Source organism: Aminobacter sp. HY435, from assembly GCF_027568395.1.
Classification (GTDB): Bacteria; Pseudomonadota; Alphaproteobacteria; order Rhizobiales; family Rhizobiaceae; genus Aminobacter.
This window is the reverse complement of record NZ_JANKZL010000011.1, coordinates 178,070-193,210: the sequence shown is the minus strand read 5'-3', so window position 1 is coordinate 193,210 and position 15,141 is coordinate 178,070. Positions and strand designations below refer to the sequence as shown.

At 63.4% G+C, this 15,141-nt stretch carries 8 protein-coding genes; 3 read left to right on the top strand and 5 right to left on the bottom strand.

All coding sequences use genetic code 11. The features are described from left to right. Positions 1-233 precede the first annotated feature (233 nt). Together PCJ21_RS17590 and mutS are read right to left on the bottom strand one after the other, a co-directional pair. The gene (locus PCJ21_RS17590; protein ID WP_269932720.1) at positions 234-4,544 is read right to left on the bottom strand and encodes a putative Ig domain-containing protein; all 4,311 of its coding nucleotides are present in this window, start codon (positions 4,542-4,544) and stop codon (positions 234-236) included. A 254-nt stretch (positions 4,545-4,798) separates the two neighbouring features. Next, positions 4,799-7,447, bottom strand: a complete 2,649-nt coding sequence (gene mutS / locus PCJ21_RS17585) for a DNA mismatch repair protein MutS (RefSeq protein ID WP_269932785.1) — start codon at positions 7,445-7,447, stop codon at positions 4,799-4,801. A gap of 184 nt (positions 7,448-7,631) precedes the next feature. On the opposite strand from mutS, the gene PCJ21_RS17580 reads away from it, so the two are divergent. Further along, the gene (locus tag PCJ21_RS17580) at positions 7,632-9,920 is read left to right on the top strand and encodes an NADP-dependent malic enzyme (RefSeq protein WP_269932719.1); all 2,289 of its coding nucleotides are present in this window, start codon (positions 7,632-7,634) and stop codon (positions 9,918-9,920) included. 318 nt (positions 9,921-10,238) lie between these two features. Here the strand turns inward: PCJ21_RS17580 and PCJ21_RS17575 are convergent, their stop codons facing one another. Next, the gene (locus PCJ21_RS17575; protein WP_269932718.1) at positions 10,239-11,741 is read right to left on the bottom strand and encodes a hypothetical protein; all 1,503 of its coding nucleotides are present in this window, start codon (positions 11,739-11,741) and stop codon (positions 10,239-10,241) included. Then, positions 11,738-12,439 carry a hypothetical protein gene (locus PCJ21_RS17570; protein WP_269932717.1) on the bottom strand — a complete coding sequence of 234 codons (702 nt, stop codon included), beginning with the start codon at positions 12,437-12,439 and terminating at the stop codon, positions 11,738-11,740. The genes PCJ21_RS17575 and PCJ21_RS17570 overlap by 4 nt, the downstream gene beginning before the upstream one ends. Before the next feature lie 281 nt (positions 12,440-12,720). Between PCJ21_RS17570 and PCJ21_RS17565 the strand changes: the two genes are divergently transcribed. Continuing rightward, positions 12,721-12,897 carry a hypothetical protein gene (locus tag PCJ21_RS17565; RefSeq protein ID WP_269932716.1) on the top strand — a complete coding sequence of 59 codons (177 nt, stop codon included), beginning with the start codon at positions 12,721-12,723 and terminating at the stop codon, positions 12,895-12,897. Between the two features lie 365 nt (positions 12,898-13,262). Here PCJ21_RS17565 and PCJ21_RS17560 read toward each other — a convergent pair whose 3' ends face one another. Beyond that, positions 13,263-14,252 (bottom strand): adenosine kinase, encoded by a 990-nt coding sequence (locus PCJ21_RS17560; RefSeq protein WP_269932715.1) that lies wholly within the window; start codon positions 14,250-14,252, stop codon positions 13,263-13,265. A gap of 166 nt (positions 14,253-14,418) precedes the next feature. On the opposite strand from PCJ21_RS17560, the gene PCJ21_RS17555 reads away from it, so the two are divergent. After that, on the top strand, positions 14,419-15,141 hold the full coding sequence (locus PCJ21_RS17555) for a sulfate transporter family protein (RefSeq protein ID WP_269932714.1): 723 nt from the start codon (positions 14,419-14,421) through the stop codon (positions 15,139-15,141).

Sequence of the window (15,141 nt, the reverse complement as noted above, 5' to 3'; positions counted from 1 at the left end):
CACGCGCCGCGTCGGCGAGCTTGCGGTCAGCCGATGTTCGCGCAACAGGTCCGCCCCGGCGGCAACCGCAATCCTGGATTTTCATCGCCATCCCCAAGGCTGTCAGGATCGACCATGTCCGCCAGAACGCCGCCGCGCGTGACATTGCGCTCTGCTTGCGCCGCGCGGGCGCACGCTGGAGATGGTCTGAGCGCTGCGGCGCCCGGCTTTGCGGTCGCCGCAGCGTTGCTGCCTCAGAAACGCTGGCTTGCGCCCAGCTTCGCCCCGACCGACTTGCCGCCCCCGCCCTCGAGGTTGAAGAGCAGCGCCGCGTCGATCGCCCAGCCATTGACGGTTTGCAGCGACAGGCTGGTCGAGGCCGATCCGAACAGGCCCGAGCCGTCGAGGCCGGAGAAGCCGGCCGTCGCGGCGAGCTTCGGCGTGAGTGTCGAGCCGTTTTCCAGCGTGAACGAGCGGGCGATCTCGGCTCCGAGGCTGACGCGCAATTGCTCCTGGGCGAAGCCGTCGAGTTCGATCCGGTCGCCGGCGCCGTTCTCGACCGCATAGTCCTCGACCTTCTCGGAGAAGTAGACCGCCCGCAGCCTTGGCGTCAGCACGGTAACGTCGTCGAGCTGCCATTGCCCGGAGATCGCGGTGTCGAAGAGCCAGCGGGTCGTGTCGAAGCTGCCGTCCCAGAACGGCGTGCCGATGTCGTTGGCCGAGCCGCCAAAAAGCAGGCTGGTGTCCCAGAACACGTCCTTGCCGAGCTCGAAGGAGGCGTAGGGGCCGACCAGCCAGCCATTGCCGGACAGCTCCGCGTCTTCGTCGGTCGGATCGGTCATGCGATCATAGTGGAAGGACAGGCCGACCAGCGCCTTTTCGGAGACCAGATAGTCGGCGCCAAGCGAGACCATGCCGAAGCTGCCCCACTTTCCGTCGTTGTCCTCGCGGCGATGCGCCAGAAACGCGCCGTCGACCCAGATGTTGAACGGCGGCGCGGCCACGTCGCCGCCGTCCGTCTTGCCTTGTGCCGCCTGCATCTGCGCCAGGCTGGTGGCATAGCCAAGGGTCAGGCCGTCGGCCGACGGCGTGAGCCGGGCGCTGGCGGGCGCAGCGGACGTCGCCATGCGGCGGCGCTCCTGCAGGCCGTGCAGCGCGATGGTCGAGGCGATCATGTTCTGGCGCGTCTGGACGAAGCCATGCACCAGAGTGTCGACTTCCTGCGCCACCTCGGCGGCGTCATAGCCGAGTGCATAGGTCACGGTTCCGATGTTGGAGCCGCCGACTGCATTAAACAGGCGGAAACGGACGCGCGCCTGCCCGGAATAGGCCGGGTTGGGCGTGAACTTCAGATACCAGCCGACCGGTGCGACCGGTCCGGAGGCGGCGTAGTCGCCCCAGGTGATCTCGGCCCGGCCGGCATTGGCCGGCTCCACCGAAACCAGTTCGGCACTCTCGAACGGCCCGCCGGTGGCGCCGGCGTCGAGCCGGACATCCGGAGGCGTCGTTCCACCCGCGACCACGACCGTCTGGTCCGGTACCACGGGTTGCCCGGCGGTCACCGCCAGCGAGTAGGCGGCAGCCGCCGTTGCGCCGTTGTCATCGGTGGCCGTGACGGTGAAGCTTGCAGTCTCGACCGTCGTCGGTGTGCCTGAGATGTCGCCAGTCGTGGCATTCAGGGCCAGGCCGTCCGGCAAGGCGCTTGAAGTCACGGCGTAGCTGTAGGGCGCGGTGCCGCCGGAGGTGGAGATCGTCACGCCGGGATAGACGACACCCGTCGTGCCGCCGGCCAAGGCACCATCCGTCGGCGACAGCGTCAGCGCTGGCAGGCTGACCGTCAGCGTGGCTGAATTCGACGTGGCGGCGGGCGTCGCCTGGCCGGTCGCGACGACGCGGTACTGATCGCCATTCATTGCGATGGTGGCGCCGGTGATGGTCAGGATGGCGGTGGTCGCACCGGAATAGCGCGCGCCGTTGCTGATGTCGGTGAAGCCGGAGCCGGTATTCACCTGCCACTGGTAGCCGGTGGCGTTCGAGGCCGTCACGCTGAACGTCGTGTTCGCTCCGGCGACGATGGCGGAGTTCGACGGATGGCCGGTGATGGCGGGCGGGCTGTTGACCGTCAGCGCGGCCGTGTTCGAGCCGGCGCTGGACGTAGGCAAGCCGGTTCCGACACGATACACGACGACACGATACAGGTAGCCGTTCATGCCGGCGGTCGCACCCGTGATGCTCAGCGTCGGGCTGGTCGCGCCGGAATAGGGAGCGACGTCGCTGATGTTGGTGAAGCCGGCGCCTTGGTCGACCTGCCACTGGTAGCCGGTGACGTTCGTGGCCGTCACGCTGAAGCTGGTGTTGCCGCCGGCGGCAACGGTCGAGGCGGATGGCTGTGCGGTGATGTCAGGCGGACTGTCGACGGTCAGCGTTGCTGGGCTCGAGGTGGCGTCCCCCCCGGCAGCGGTCACGACGACGCGATAGACATAGCCGTTCAAGCCGGCGGTGGCGCCGGTGATGGTCAGGGTTGCCGTGGTCGCGCCGGAATAGGGAGCGCCATTGCTGATGTCGGTGAAGCCGGAACCGGTGTCCACCTGCCACTGGTAGCCGGTGGCGTTGGAGGCCGTCACGCTGAACGTCGTGTCCGCGCCTGCGGCAATGGTCGAGGCGGATGGCTGTGCGGTGATCGCGGGCGGTGTGTTGACCGTCAGCGTCGCCGTGGCCGAGGTCGCGGCAGGTTCAACAGCGCCGGATGCGACGACGCGGTACTGATATCCGTTCATGCCGGCGGTCGCGCCGGTGATGGTCAGGGTTGCCGACGTCGCGCCGGAATAGGGAGCGCTGTCGCTGATGTCGGTGAAGCCGGAACCGGTGTCCACCTGCCACTGATAGCCGGTGACATCCGAGGCCGTCGCGCTGAAGCTGGTGTTGGCGCCGGCACCAATTGTCGAGTTGGACGGTTGTGCGGTTATGGCGGGCGGGGGGATGACCGTTAGCAAGGCCGCACTGGAGGTGGCGGCGGGTTCAGCAGCGCCGGTTACGACGATGCGGTACAGATAGCCGTTCATGTCGGCGGTCGCGCCCACGATGTGCAGGACTGCGGTTGTCGCGCCGGAATAGGGACCGCCATTGCTGATGTTGGTGAAGCCGGCGCCGGTGTTGACCTGCCACTGGTAGGCGGTGGCATTCGTGGCCGCCACATAGAAGAGTATGGCATCCCCGGCCGCGATGGTGGAGGCGAAAGGATCCTGGGTGATGGCGGGCGGGCCCATGACCGTTAGCAAGGCCGCACTGGAGGTGGCGTCGGGCGAAGCCAGGCCGGTTGCAACGACGCGGTACTGATAGCCGTTCATGTCGGCGGTCGCGCCGGCGATGGTCAGGGTCGCGGTTGTCGCGCCGGAATAGACGCCGCCGTTGCTGACGTAGGCGAAGCCGGCGCCTTTATTGACCTGCCACTGGTAGCCGGTGGCGTCCCAAGCGGTGACGCTGAAGGCGGTGTTCGCACCCACCGCGATCGTGGAGTTCGAAGGCTGCGCGGTGATGGCGGGGGGGCTGCGGACGGTCAGCGCCGCATTGTTCGACGTGGCGGCGGGCGTCGCCAGGCCGGTCACGACGACGCGGTAGAGATAGCCGCTCAAGCCGGCGGTGGCGCCGGTGATGGTCAGGGTCGCGGTGGTCGCGCCGGAATAGGGCGCGCCATTGCTGATGTTGGCGAAGCCGGCGCCTTGGTCGACCTGCCACTGGTAGTCGGTGGCGTTGGAGGCCGTCACGCTGAACGTCGTGTCCGCGCCGGCGGCAATGGTCGAGGCGGACGGCTGATCGGTGATGGCGGGCGGGCTGTTGACTATCAGCATGGCCTCACTGGAGGTGGCGGCGGGCGAAGCCAGGCCGGTTGCAACGACGCGGTACCGATTTCCGCTCATGCCGGCGGTCGCGCCGGTGAGGGTCAGGGCCGCCGTGGTCGCGCCGGAATAGGAGGCGCTGTTGGAGATGTTGTAGAAATTGGAGCCGCCGTCCGTGCTCACCTGCCACTGGTAGCCGGTGGCGTTTGTGGCCGTCACGCTGAACGTCGCGCTCCCGCCGACGGCAATGGCCGAGGCGGACGGCTGCGCGGTGATGGCGGGCGGACTGATGACCGTCAGCGTCGCCGAGCCCGAGACCGCGGCAGGTTCAGCAGCGCCGGTTGCGATGATGCGGTACTGATAGCCGTTCATGTCGGCGGTCGCGCCGGCGATGTTCAGGACTGCGGTTGTCGCGCCGGAATAGGGGGCGCCGTCGCTGATGTCGGTGAAGCCGATGCCGCCGTTCGTGCTCACCTGCCACTGGTAGCCGATGGCGTTCAAGGCCACCGCCTGGAAGTTGACGGTGCCGCCGACGTGACTAGCCTGGTTGTCCGGAGGGACCAGAAAGACGACAGGTTGCGCCCGGGCCGGCTGGGCTTGCCAAAGCAATCCCAGAGCAACGATCGCGAACAAGGCAAGAAGTGCCGCCCCGCGGCAGGCGCGCAACCTGGCGGCGGCCATGCCCGCGCCACGCAATGCGAGCCAAAGTCCGGCTTGAATGGAATACATCGTTCCCCCCTGAGCATCATGGGGAACGATAGTCCCTGCTGCATGCCGAAAATGAATCAGAGGTATTGTCTACGCGTTATTCTACGAACTGCAAGTCGTCGCAAAGCACAGTCCAGTCGAGCCGCCCGCGCTGGCACAAGGCTGGCGCAAGGATGCGAGCTGAATTACTTGATTTGCGTGTCATTCGGCTCGAATGAGTAACTTTGAGTTGCGCTTCCTGAGCAAGAACAACCGGGCAGGACTGGCCGTTGTGCTCAGCTCCCGGCCAGCCCCTTCAGCCGGTACAGCGCATCCAGCGCCTCGCGCGGGGTCATTTCGTCGGGGCTCAGGCCCTTGAGCGCCTCGCTCAGCGCGTCGAAGGCCGCGGGTTTCGCCGCCTCGCGTTTCACCGCGACCGAAAACAGCGGCAGGTCGTCGACCAGCCGGTTGGCCTTGCCTGACGTCTCGCCTTCCTCGAGCTGGTGCAGCACCTCCTTGGCGCGCGCCACGACAGCATCGGGCAGGCCGGCGAGGCGGGCCACCTGCACGCCGTAGGAGCGGTCGGCGGCACCCTTGCCGACCTCGTGCAGGAACACCACTTCGCCTTCCCACTCCTTCACCCGCATCGTCACGTTGTGCAGGCGTTCGAGCTTGCCCGAAAGGGCCGTCAGCTCGTGGAAATGGGTGGCGAAGACGGCGCGGCAGCGGTTCTTTTCGTGCAGATATTCGACCGCCGCCCAGGCGATCGACAGGCCGTCGAAAGTGGCGGTGCCGCGTCCGATCTCGTCGAGGATGACCAGCGACCGTTCGCTCGCCTGGTTCAGGATGGCGGCGGTCTCGACCATCTCGACCATGAAGGTCGAGCGCCCGCGCGCCAGGTCGTCGGAGGCGCCGACACGGGAGAACAGCCGATCGACGACGCCGACATGCGCACTCTCGGCAGGGACAAAAGAACCCATCTGGGCGAGGATGGCGATCAGCGCGTTCTGGCGCAGGAAGGTCGACTTACCGCCCATGTTCGGGCCGGTGAGCAACCAGATGGCGCCGTTGCGTCCGTTTGCGGCGGGCGACAGGTCACAGTCATTGGCAACGAAGGGCGCCGAAGCTGTCCGCCTGAGCGACTGCTCGACGACGGGATGGCGGCCGCCCCTGACGTCGAAGGCCAGGCTCTGGTCGACCTGCGGCCGGCACCAGGCTTCGCCAGCGGCCAGCACGGCGAGCGATGCCGACACGTCGAGCACCGACAGCGCGTTGGCGCCGGCGCGGATCGTGTCGGCATGCGTGACCGCCTCCTCGACGAGCGCGTCGAAGGCTGACAGTTCGATGGTCAGCGCCCGGTCGGCGGCGTTGGCAATCCTGGTCTCGAGCCCGGCAAGCTCTGTCGTGGTGAAGCGCATCGCGCTCGCCATGGTCTGGCGGTGGATGAAGCGCGCCTTGGCCTCGTCGCTGCCGTTCAGCGCCGCCTGGTTGTTGGCCGTCACCTCGATGTAGTAGCCGAGCACGTTGTTGTGGCGGATCTTGAGCGAGCGGATGCCCGTTTCCTCGATCAGGTCGCGCTCCATGCCGGCGATCACCCGCCGCGACTGGTCGCGCAGCGCACGCATCTCGTCGAGCTCGGCATGATAGTTGGCGCGGACAAAGCCGCCGTCGCGCTTGAGCAGCGGCAGTTCCTCGCCCAGTGCGGCGTCGAGATGTTCGGCAAACGCGGTGGGCAGGGCTGATATCGCCTCCAGCGCGGCCCCGAGCTCACGCGGCACCGCCATTTCGGCAAACAGCCCGGCAATCGTTTGCGCCGCCGAAAAGCCCGAGCGCAGCGCGCCGAGGTCGCGCGGCCCGCCACGGTTGAGCGTCAGCCGCGACAGCGCGCGCGGCATGTCGGCGACGCCCTTGAGGCTGAGCCTGAGCGCGTCGGCAAGCCTTGTCTCGCCCATGAAGAACGACACCGCGTCGAGCCGTGCGCCGATGGCCTCGGGATCGGTCAGCGGCGACATCAGCCGGTCGGCGAGCAGGCGCGCGCCGCCGCCCGTCACCGTGCGGTCGATGGCGCGGAACAGCGAGCCGTCGCGGCCGCCCGACAGCGTACGCAACAGTTCGAGATTGGCGCGCGTCGCCGGATCGATGAACAGCGTCGAGCCTTCCTGCTCGCGCTCGGGATGCGACAAAGGCGGCCGCTCGGCCTTCTGGGTCTTTTCGACATAGGCGATGATACCGGAGATCGCCGACAGCTCGGCACGCGAGAACGCGCCAAAACTGTCCGGCGTCGCCACCTCGTAGAAACGCGCGATGCGCCCCGGCGCCGAGCTCGAGTCGAACAGGGACGGCGGCTGCGGATTGACGATGCGCCCGATCAGGTCGAACGTCGGCTTGAGGTCCTCGTCATGAAACGCCGGTTCCGCGACGATCAGCTCGCGCGGGTCGATGCGGAAGATGTCGGCGGCGAGCTTGTCCGGCGTCGTCTCGGCGACGCGGAACACACCCGTCGAGATATCGATCCAGGCCAGCGCGAGGGAAGCTTCGCCCGAACCCTTGACCCGCCCCAACGCCATCAGGAAGCTCGATTCCTGCGGCGCGAGCAGCTTGTCCTCGGTGATCGTGCCCGGCGTCACCAGCCGCACGACGTCGCGCTTGACCACCGACTTCGAGCCGCGCTTCTTGGCCTCGGCCGGGTCCTCGATCTGCTCGCACACGGCAACGCGAAATCCCTGGCCGATCAGCTTCTGCAGGTAGTCGTCGGCGGCATGGATCGGCACCCCGCACATCGGGATGTCCATGCCCTGGTGTTTGCCGCGCCTGGTCAGCACGATTCCGAGCGCCCGGCTCGCCTTCTCCGCGTCGTCGAAGAACAGCTCGTAGAAGTCGCCCATGCGGTAGAACAGCAGCGAATCCGGGTTCGCCGCCTTGATCTCGATATACTGCTCCATCATCGGCGTCGCGCCGGCCGTGGTCAGCAAGGTGCTGTCAGCGGTGATGGTGGGGAGGTCGTTCACGCCAGGCCCTTCGAAAAAAGCAAATCCACCGCTCTGCTTGGCGGTTTACAGCGCCGATGTGTAGCCTTAATCCAAAACGCTCCACAAAAAGAATATTTCACGGGTAGGGACGCTTACAGCCATGGCATCGAACAGGAAACCGGAGAACACAGGCCCCTCGGTCAGCCCCGAGGAGGCGCTCGAGTTCCACGCCATGGGCCGCCCCGGCAAGCTGGAAGTCGTGCCGACCAAGCCGATGGCCACCCAGCGCGACCTGTCGCTTGCCTATTCGCCCGGCGTCGCGGTCCCGGTGAAGGCCATCGCCGAGGATCCTTCCCGCGCCTACGACTACACCACCAGGGGCAACATGGTCGCCGTCATCTCCAACGGCACCGCGATCCTGGGCCTCGGCAATCTCGGCGCGCTTGCCTCCAAGCCCGTCATGGAAGGCAAGGCGGTGCTGTTCAAGCGCTTCGCCGACGTCGATTCCATCGATCTCGAGGTCGACACCGAGGACGCCGACGAGTTCATCAACTGCGTGCGTTTCCTCGGGCCGTCCTTCGGTGGCATCAACCTTGAGGACATCAAGGCGCCCGAGTGCTTCATCATCGAGCAGCGCCTGCGCGAACTGATGGACATCCCGGTCTTCCATGACGACCAGCACGGCACCGCCATCATCGCCGCCGCCGGCCTGATCAACGCGCTTGCCATCACCGGCCGCGACATGAAGACAGCCAAGCTCGTCTGCAACGGTGCCGGTTCCGCCGGCATCGCCTGCATCGAGCTGATCAAGTCGATGGGCTTCACCGCTGAAAACGTCATCCTGTGCGACACCAAGGGCGTCGTCTACCAGGGCCGCACCGAAGGCATGAACCAGTGGAAGTCGGCGCACGCGGTCAAGACCGAGGCGCGCACGCTGGCGGATGCCATGGACGGCGCCGACATCGTCTTCGGCCTCTCGGCCAAGGGAGCGCTCACCCCGGCCATGATCCAGTCCATGGCCAAGAACCCGATCATCTTCGCCATGGCCAATCCCGATCCGGAGATCACGCCCGAGGAGGTCGCCGAGATCCGCACCGACGCCATCATGGCGACCGGCCGTTCGGACTATCCGAACCAGGTCAACAACGTGCTCGGCTTCCCCTACATCTTCCGCGGCGCGCTCGACGTCCGCGCCACCACCATCAACGACGCGATGAAGGTCGCCGCCGCCAACGCGCTGGCCGAGCTTGCCCGCCAGGACGTGCCCGACGACGTCGCCGCCGCCTACCAGGGCAACCGGCCGAAATTCGGCCCCAACTACATCATCCCGGTGCCGTTCGACCCGCGCCTGATCTCGGCGATCCCGATCGCCGTCGCCAAGGCCGCCATGGAATCGGGCGTCGCCGGCCGGCCGATCCTCGATCTCGACAAATACGCCAACGAGCTCTCCGCCCGCCGCGACCCGATCGCCTCGACCTTGCAGCGCATCTACGACCGCGTGCGGCGCCAGCCCAAGCGCATCGTCTTCGCCGAGGGCGAGGAGGAGCAGGTCATGCGCGCCGCCGTCTCCTATGTGAACCAGAAGCTCGGCACCGCCATCCTGCTCGGCCGCGACGACATCATCAAGGAAAACGCCCGCCACGCCGGCATCGACCTCAACAAGCCGGGCCTCGAGATCATCAATGCGCGCCTGTCGCGCCGCAACGGCATCTATGCCGACTTCCTCTACGAGCGCATGCAGCGCAAGGGCTACCTTTTGCGCGACTGCCAGCGCCTGATCAACAACGACCGCAACCACTTCGCCGCCTGCATGGTCGCCCTTGGCGATGCCGACGGCGTGGTGACAGGCGTCACCCGCAACTATTCGACGGTGCTCGAAGACGTCCGCCGCGTCATCGACGAAAAACCCGGCCACCGCGTCATCGGCGTGTCGATCGTTCTGGCGCGCGGCCGCACCGTGATTGTCGCCGACACCGCCGTCCACGACATGCCCAATGCCGAGCAGATCGCCGACATCGCCGAGGAAGCCGCCCACTTCGCCCGCCGCATGGGCTACGAGCCCCGCGTCGCCATGCTCGCCTACTCGACCTTCGGCAATCCGCCCGGCGAGCGTTCCGAGCGCGTCCAAGAAGCGGTCAAGATCCTCGACAAGCGCCGCGTCGATTTCGAATATGACGGCGAAATGGCCGCCGACGTCGCCCTCAACCACCGCCTGATGCAGCAGCAATACCCCTTCTGCCGCCTCTCGGGTGCTGCCAACGTGCTGGTCATGCCGGCCTTCCACTCCGCCGCCATCTCGACCAAGATGCTGCAGGAACTCGGCGGCTCCACCGTCATCGGCCCGCTGCTCGTCGGCCTCAACAAGCCGGTGCAGATCGTCTCGCTCAACGCCAAGGACTCCGACATCGTCAACATGGCGGCGATCGCGGCGTACAACGCGGGGACTTGAGAAGCGGTTCGCGAAGCGAACGAAAAGCCCCCAAATGGGCTTTTCGAGCGCCTCAAGGCCCTGAGCCGTAGCGAAGGGCATGGCGCTGCCGCCCTCCTTGCGCCGCTAGCCGATTAGGCGAGGCGTCAAAGCTGCCAATCTCCCTCCTTGTGGGGGAGATGCCCGGCAGGGCAGAGGGGGGTGCGAAGGATCGCAGCACCACCGCCGTTCCGCGCCCGCGCGTGGCATCGGAACTGCTGGGGTCTCGCCTCGGCGCGTTCCATCAGCGCCTTCCGAAATCATAACTCTAAGGCGATACAATATTCATCCGGTATTTTTCTACATCCATATGGCCTGCAGCATTACCGCTCTCATTCTTCGAACCGTAGCCTCGCCAACCATGTCTATCTTAAGAAGTGAATCGTCGGTCGTGTCTGCCAATTCCTGAACAGTATTTATCCCGGATGACTTTAATCTATTAATTTTGTCAGCAGTCAGGCCATAAGGGTATGCCTTGGATTTCGCTAAAACATCGATCTCTTTCCCTAGAATTCCGAGTCCATGCTCGTCAGCTAGCTGTGGGGTAGAGATAGCGCTAAACGTAGATCCGGATGAATGAATCTCCGCCAAATCGGGTTTGGCTTCGATCCATTCGTCGATCATCTCTATAGTCAGGCGCTTGTTTGGGACTTGCTCTAATAGACTACATAGATTTATTGCGTATACGGGGCCGCGACCGCCAGATTTCATCCCGCGAGAGGCCTCTCGTTTTGCCACAAACCCAAGGTACTCCAATATCTCAAAAATCTTGGCGTACTGGCCGACAATATTTCTATGTATTGTGACACGATCTTGAGCGATGCCTCTGCCGCCACTTTTGAGTGGTCTGCAGAGGTGGTCTACAATTGCCTCGAAAATATTCGTGGCGGGTTCAATAAGCGGCTCGTAAACACCTAGCTTAGGCGCAACCTCTTCCATAAGTGGCCAGTAGTAATCTGTAGCCATATCCAGAAGGCAGGTATTTACATCTGGGATGCTTATTTTTGATTGATCATCGAATCGGTTGCAAGCGAGAATAAATCCTCTCATGTTGCCTACTACCGATCGACCCAAGAGATTTGCAAATTGATCGGACGTAAGTCTGTCTGAGAAAATCTCTCGGTCAGCCAAACGAGGATAGCGCGCCTTGATTACCTCCAAAAAATAATTTTTGTCGGTCGACACATCCGACCGGCTGATGTCTATCACAGTAGAATCGTTAAATACATCAAATCTAATGCCAAATTTTGTTACACCTGGATAGATAGATGCTTTACACGAAGTAGTATTACTGGAAAGAGTCCTGAATAGGTCAAAAAACACCTCAAGGGGCTTTTCTCGACCAATGTGCGCGGCATCGTCAAACAAGATGACAATTCGTTTATCTAGCCCTTGCGCCAGCCGGCTAAGTGAAAGTTGTAAATCTACCTCATCTTCAACTTCTTCAAAGTCATACTCATAATTTTGATTCTCCAGCTCCTTAATAATTGCTTTCGAGAGCAACAGGCAAAAATGACCTATATACTCGTCGCCGTCTGATTGCAGGAGTGGCAGGTAGCGCAAGCTCATGTACACGGAGAATACGCTCTTGGCCGCCTGCATGCGTCGATGAGACTCTATTAACAGCGCACTCTTTCCACTTCCGCGGCCGCCGCGAAGAAGAACCGGTCCATGTGCTGTTAGTTTGCGAATAATGACATCGTCGAAAGACGAAAACGAGTGGTACTTCTCGAATTTATCTTGTGGGCATTCCTCCGCGGCGAGGATCAATCCAGCGTCGGTGTCTTCGTTTGGTTCGTTCACTGGAAGGACCCCCTGAATGACTGATATGTGTCGAGCACGATCTCTCGACTATGCGAACGGTACGCTGTTGGGACGAAATGCGAAATGAAGCCCATATTGGCCAAATTTATGAAACAATCGCGTATCGCGTCTTTCACGGTTCCTTCGTCCATAACTACAGATGATACAAAGAATTCCCAGTGTACACCTTTGGAAAGTGTTGAGTATAGAGACGCACATTTACCTTTGGTCGTCGAGACAAAAGTCTCAGGGTCAATTCTTTGCAAATCTGGAAAAGAATCTGAACGTCCGGTTCCAGAGAGATAATCTAATGCGGTCTCTATGGCCGGTTTCCAGTAGATGTGGTCAGCATGAGACGAAAAAAGAGCGCGGCTTATCTTGGAAATGTCATGGTCAATATTCCAGAGACCGTTTGCAGCCTTCTCTTCAGCAAGTACGTCTCCTGTCCATTTGAATCCCGATTTCGCAGGGCGTCCGTACTCGAAGCCACCTTGTGCCTGAAACTCAGCCAGGTAGAGCATTCGAAACGGGTCTAGGCGTCCCACTAGGGCAGCGCATGCATTTTCCAGCACAACCCTCGCGCAGAATGCGCCAAAGCTCTGAGCGTCGTCCGAAAAATCGTCGTTCAAATACTTGATAGCTTTGTCCGAAAATCGATCAATAGAGCGACTCAAATGATCAAGAGTTGTATTTGCCACACATTGAGTCCCCGTAGACCCACAAATTAGTATGCCTAACGTCACAAAAATCCCCCCTAGACGCGCCGGTAGAGAATACGTTTTGAACGCCATGCCTCGCAAGTCTAAATGGGACGATGGTATGTCGGTTAAGCCAAAATACAGTTCGTAGTGAAAGTTCCACAGGGTCTCATTGTGACTGGAGAGTTTCTCGGTTGTCACCATCTGTCAGCAATCCGCGTGGATAGCCGCGCCCCGCTTCCCGGATTTTTCATGAGCAATGGCCAGACCGGAAACGGGGCGTGGCGCGGATGAAGCGCGCCGCGCTCTTGTCGAAGGGCGGGCAACTCAAGATGATGGTGGCGCTCAATACCCCTCTCCGCCTCGCTTCGCTCGGCACCTCTCCCCAGAGGGGCGAGGAACCCCAGAATGGAGAGGAAACGCCAATTGCCGACGCCGCGCCGTCACAGGACATCTGAAATGCAGGAGTGCCAGAAATGCGGAAGATGCGGGAGTGAAAGCGGTAGGCACGGCCCCGTGCCTCGCTTCCCGTGTTTTCACACGCAATGGCCAGACCGGAGAGCGGGCGTGGCGATGAAAAAGCTGGCTTCTTCTCCCCGTTCACGGGGAGAAGGTCCCGGCAGGGGGATGAGGGGCAGCGCAAACGCCGCCGTCATCCTTGCCGAGCGCAGCGAGCCGGGACGACGAAGAGGGAAGCGAAGCTCGGCTTGCCGGGAGAGGCAGAGGCAGCGGAAACGGAGATAAGGGCGCAACGCTTGCGCCGCCCCTCATCCGCCCCTTCGGGGCACCTTCTCCCCGTAAACGGGGCGAAGGAAAAAGAGCCCTACAGCAACCCCGCCTGCTCGGCCTCGCGCTTCAGATTCTGGCGCGGGCGCGGGCCGATCTGCTGGATGACCAGGCCGGCGGCGAGGGAGCCGAGGTCGCCGCAATCCTTGAGCGAGCGGCCTTGCGTGTAGCCGAACAGGAAACCGGCGGCGTAGAGGTCGCCCGCACCTGTCGTGTCGACGAGCTCGCGGATTTCGGTCGCCTTAATCACCACCGTCTCGTCGCCGCGCACGATGACCGAGCCCTTCTCGGAGCGGGTGATGGCGGCGATCTTGCAATCCCTACGGATCAGCGACAGCGCTTCGTCAAACGACGACTCGTAGAGCGACTTGATCTCGTGGCTGTTGGCAAAGACGATGTCGACGGTGCCCGAGCGCATCAGCTCGAGGAACTCGGCGCGGTAGCGGTCGACGCAGAAGGAATCCGACAGCGTCATCGACACTTCGCGGCCCGCCGCATGGGCGTGCGCGGCGGTCATGCGGATCGCTTCCTTGGCCAGCGGCGGGTCCCACAGATAGCCTTCGAAATAGGTGACCTTGGCCCCGCTCGCCTTGTCGGCCTCGACGTCGTCAGGCCCGAGCTCGACGCAGGCGCCGAGATAGGTGTTCATCGAGCGCTCGCCGTCGGGCGTGACGAAGATCATCGAGCGCGCCGTCGGCGGCACACCATCAAGTGGTTTGGTGTCGAAGGCGACGCCCTGGGCGTGGATGTCGTGGCTGAAGATCTCGCCGAGATGGTCGCGGGAGACCTTGCCGAAATAGGCCGAGCGGCCGCCGAAGCTGGCGATGCCGGCGGCCGTATTGCCGGCCGAGCCGCCCGAAGCTTCGATCGCCGGGCCCATGCGGGAATAGAGCAGTTCGGCGCGCTCGGCGTCGATCAGGTTCATCGCGCCCTTGATGATGCCGTTGTCGGTGAGAAAGGCCTCGTCGCATTGCGCGATGATGTCGACGATGGCGTTGCCGATGCACAGCACGTCATATTGGCTCATCAGGGTCTCCGCGGCAGTTTGCTGTTGCTGGCGCCGACGGGTCGGCAAACGGATTGCGTTTAGCGGCTCGCGCAGCGTTTGCCTACCGGCAAATTGCCAAGAGCCGCTTGAGGCCGGCCCCGCGGCGCCTTATCTCAGGACGCAAACAGGGAGCGACCTCACCACGATGATCCTCGACGCCGCCCGCACCGCTGCAAGCCAGCTCTTTACATCAGAGTTCCGCACGGTGTTTTTGAAGACGCTGGGGCTGACGCTGCTGGCGCTCGTCGCGTTGTGGTTTGGCATCCGCGAGGTCTTCGACTGGCTCGCCTGGCCGTGGATCGACGCCATGCTGCCCGGCTTGCCCGCCTGGACCGGTTGGCTCGGCCTGATCGCCGCCATCATTGCCGGCATCGGCCTGGCGCTGGGACTGGCGTTGCTGATCGCCCCGGTGACGGCGATCGTCGCCGGCCTGTTTTTGGACGACGTCGCCGACGTGGTCGAGAAGACCAACTATCCCACGGAGCGCCCGGGCCAGCCGGTGCCGGCCTTGCGCTCGCTGGTGCTGGCCATAAGATTCTTCGGCATCGTCATCCTGGGCAATCTGCTGGCGCTGTTGTTGATGTTCATCCCCGTCGTCAACATCGGCGCTTTCTTCCTGGTCAACGGCTATTTGCTCGGCCGCGAGTTCTTCGAATTCGCCGCCATGCGCTTCCGCTCCGAGCAGGACGCCAGGGATTTGCGCCGCCGCAACGCCGGCACGGTGTTCATGGCCGGCCTCGTCATCGCGGCCTTCCTCACGGTTCCGATCCTCAACCTTTTGACCCCGCTCTTCGCCGCGGCGATGATGGTGCACCTGCACAAGAGCGTGTCGGCGGCGGAGCGCCGGCCGGCCATGGCGCGGGCGTGA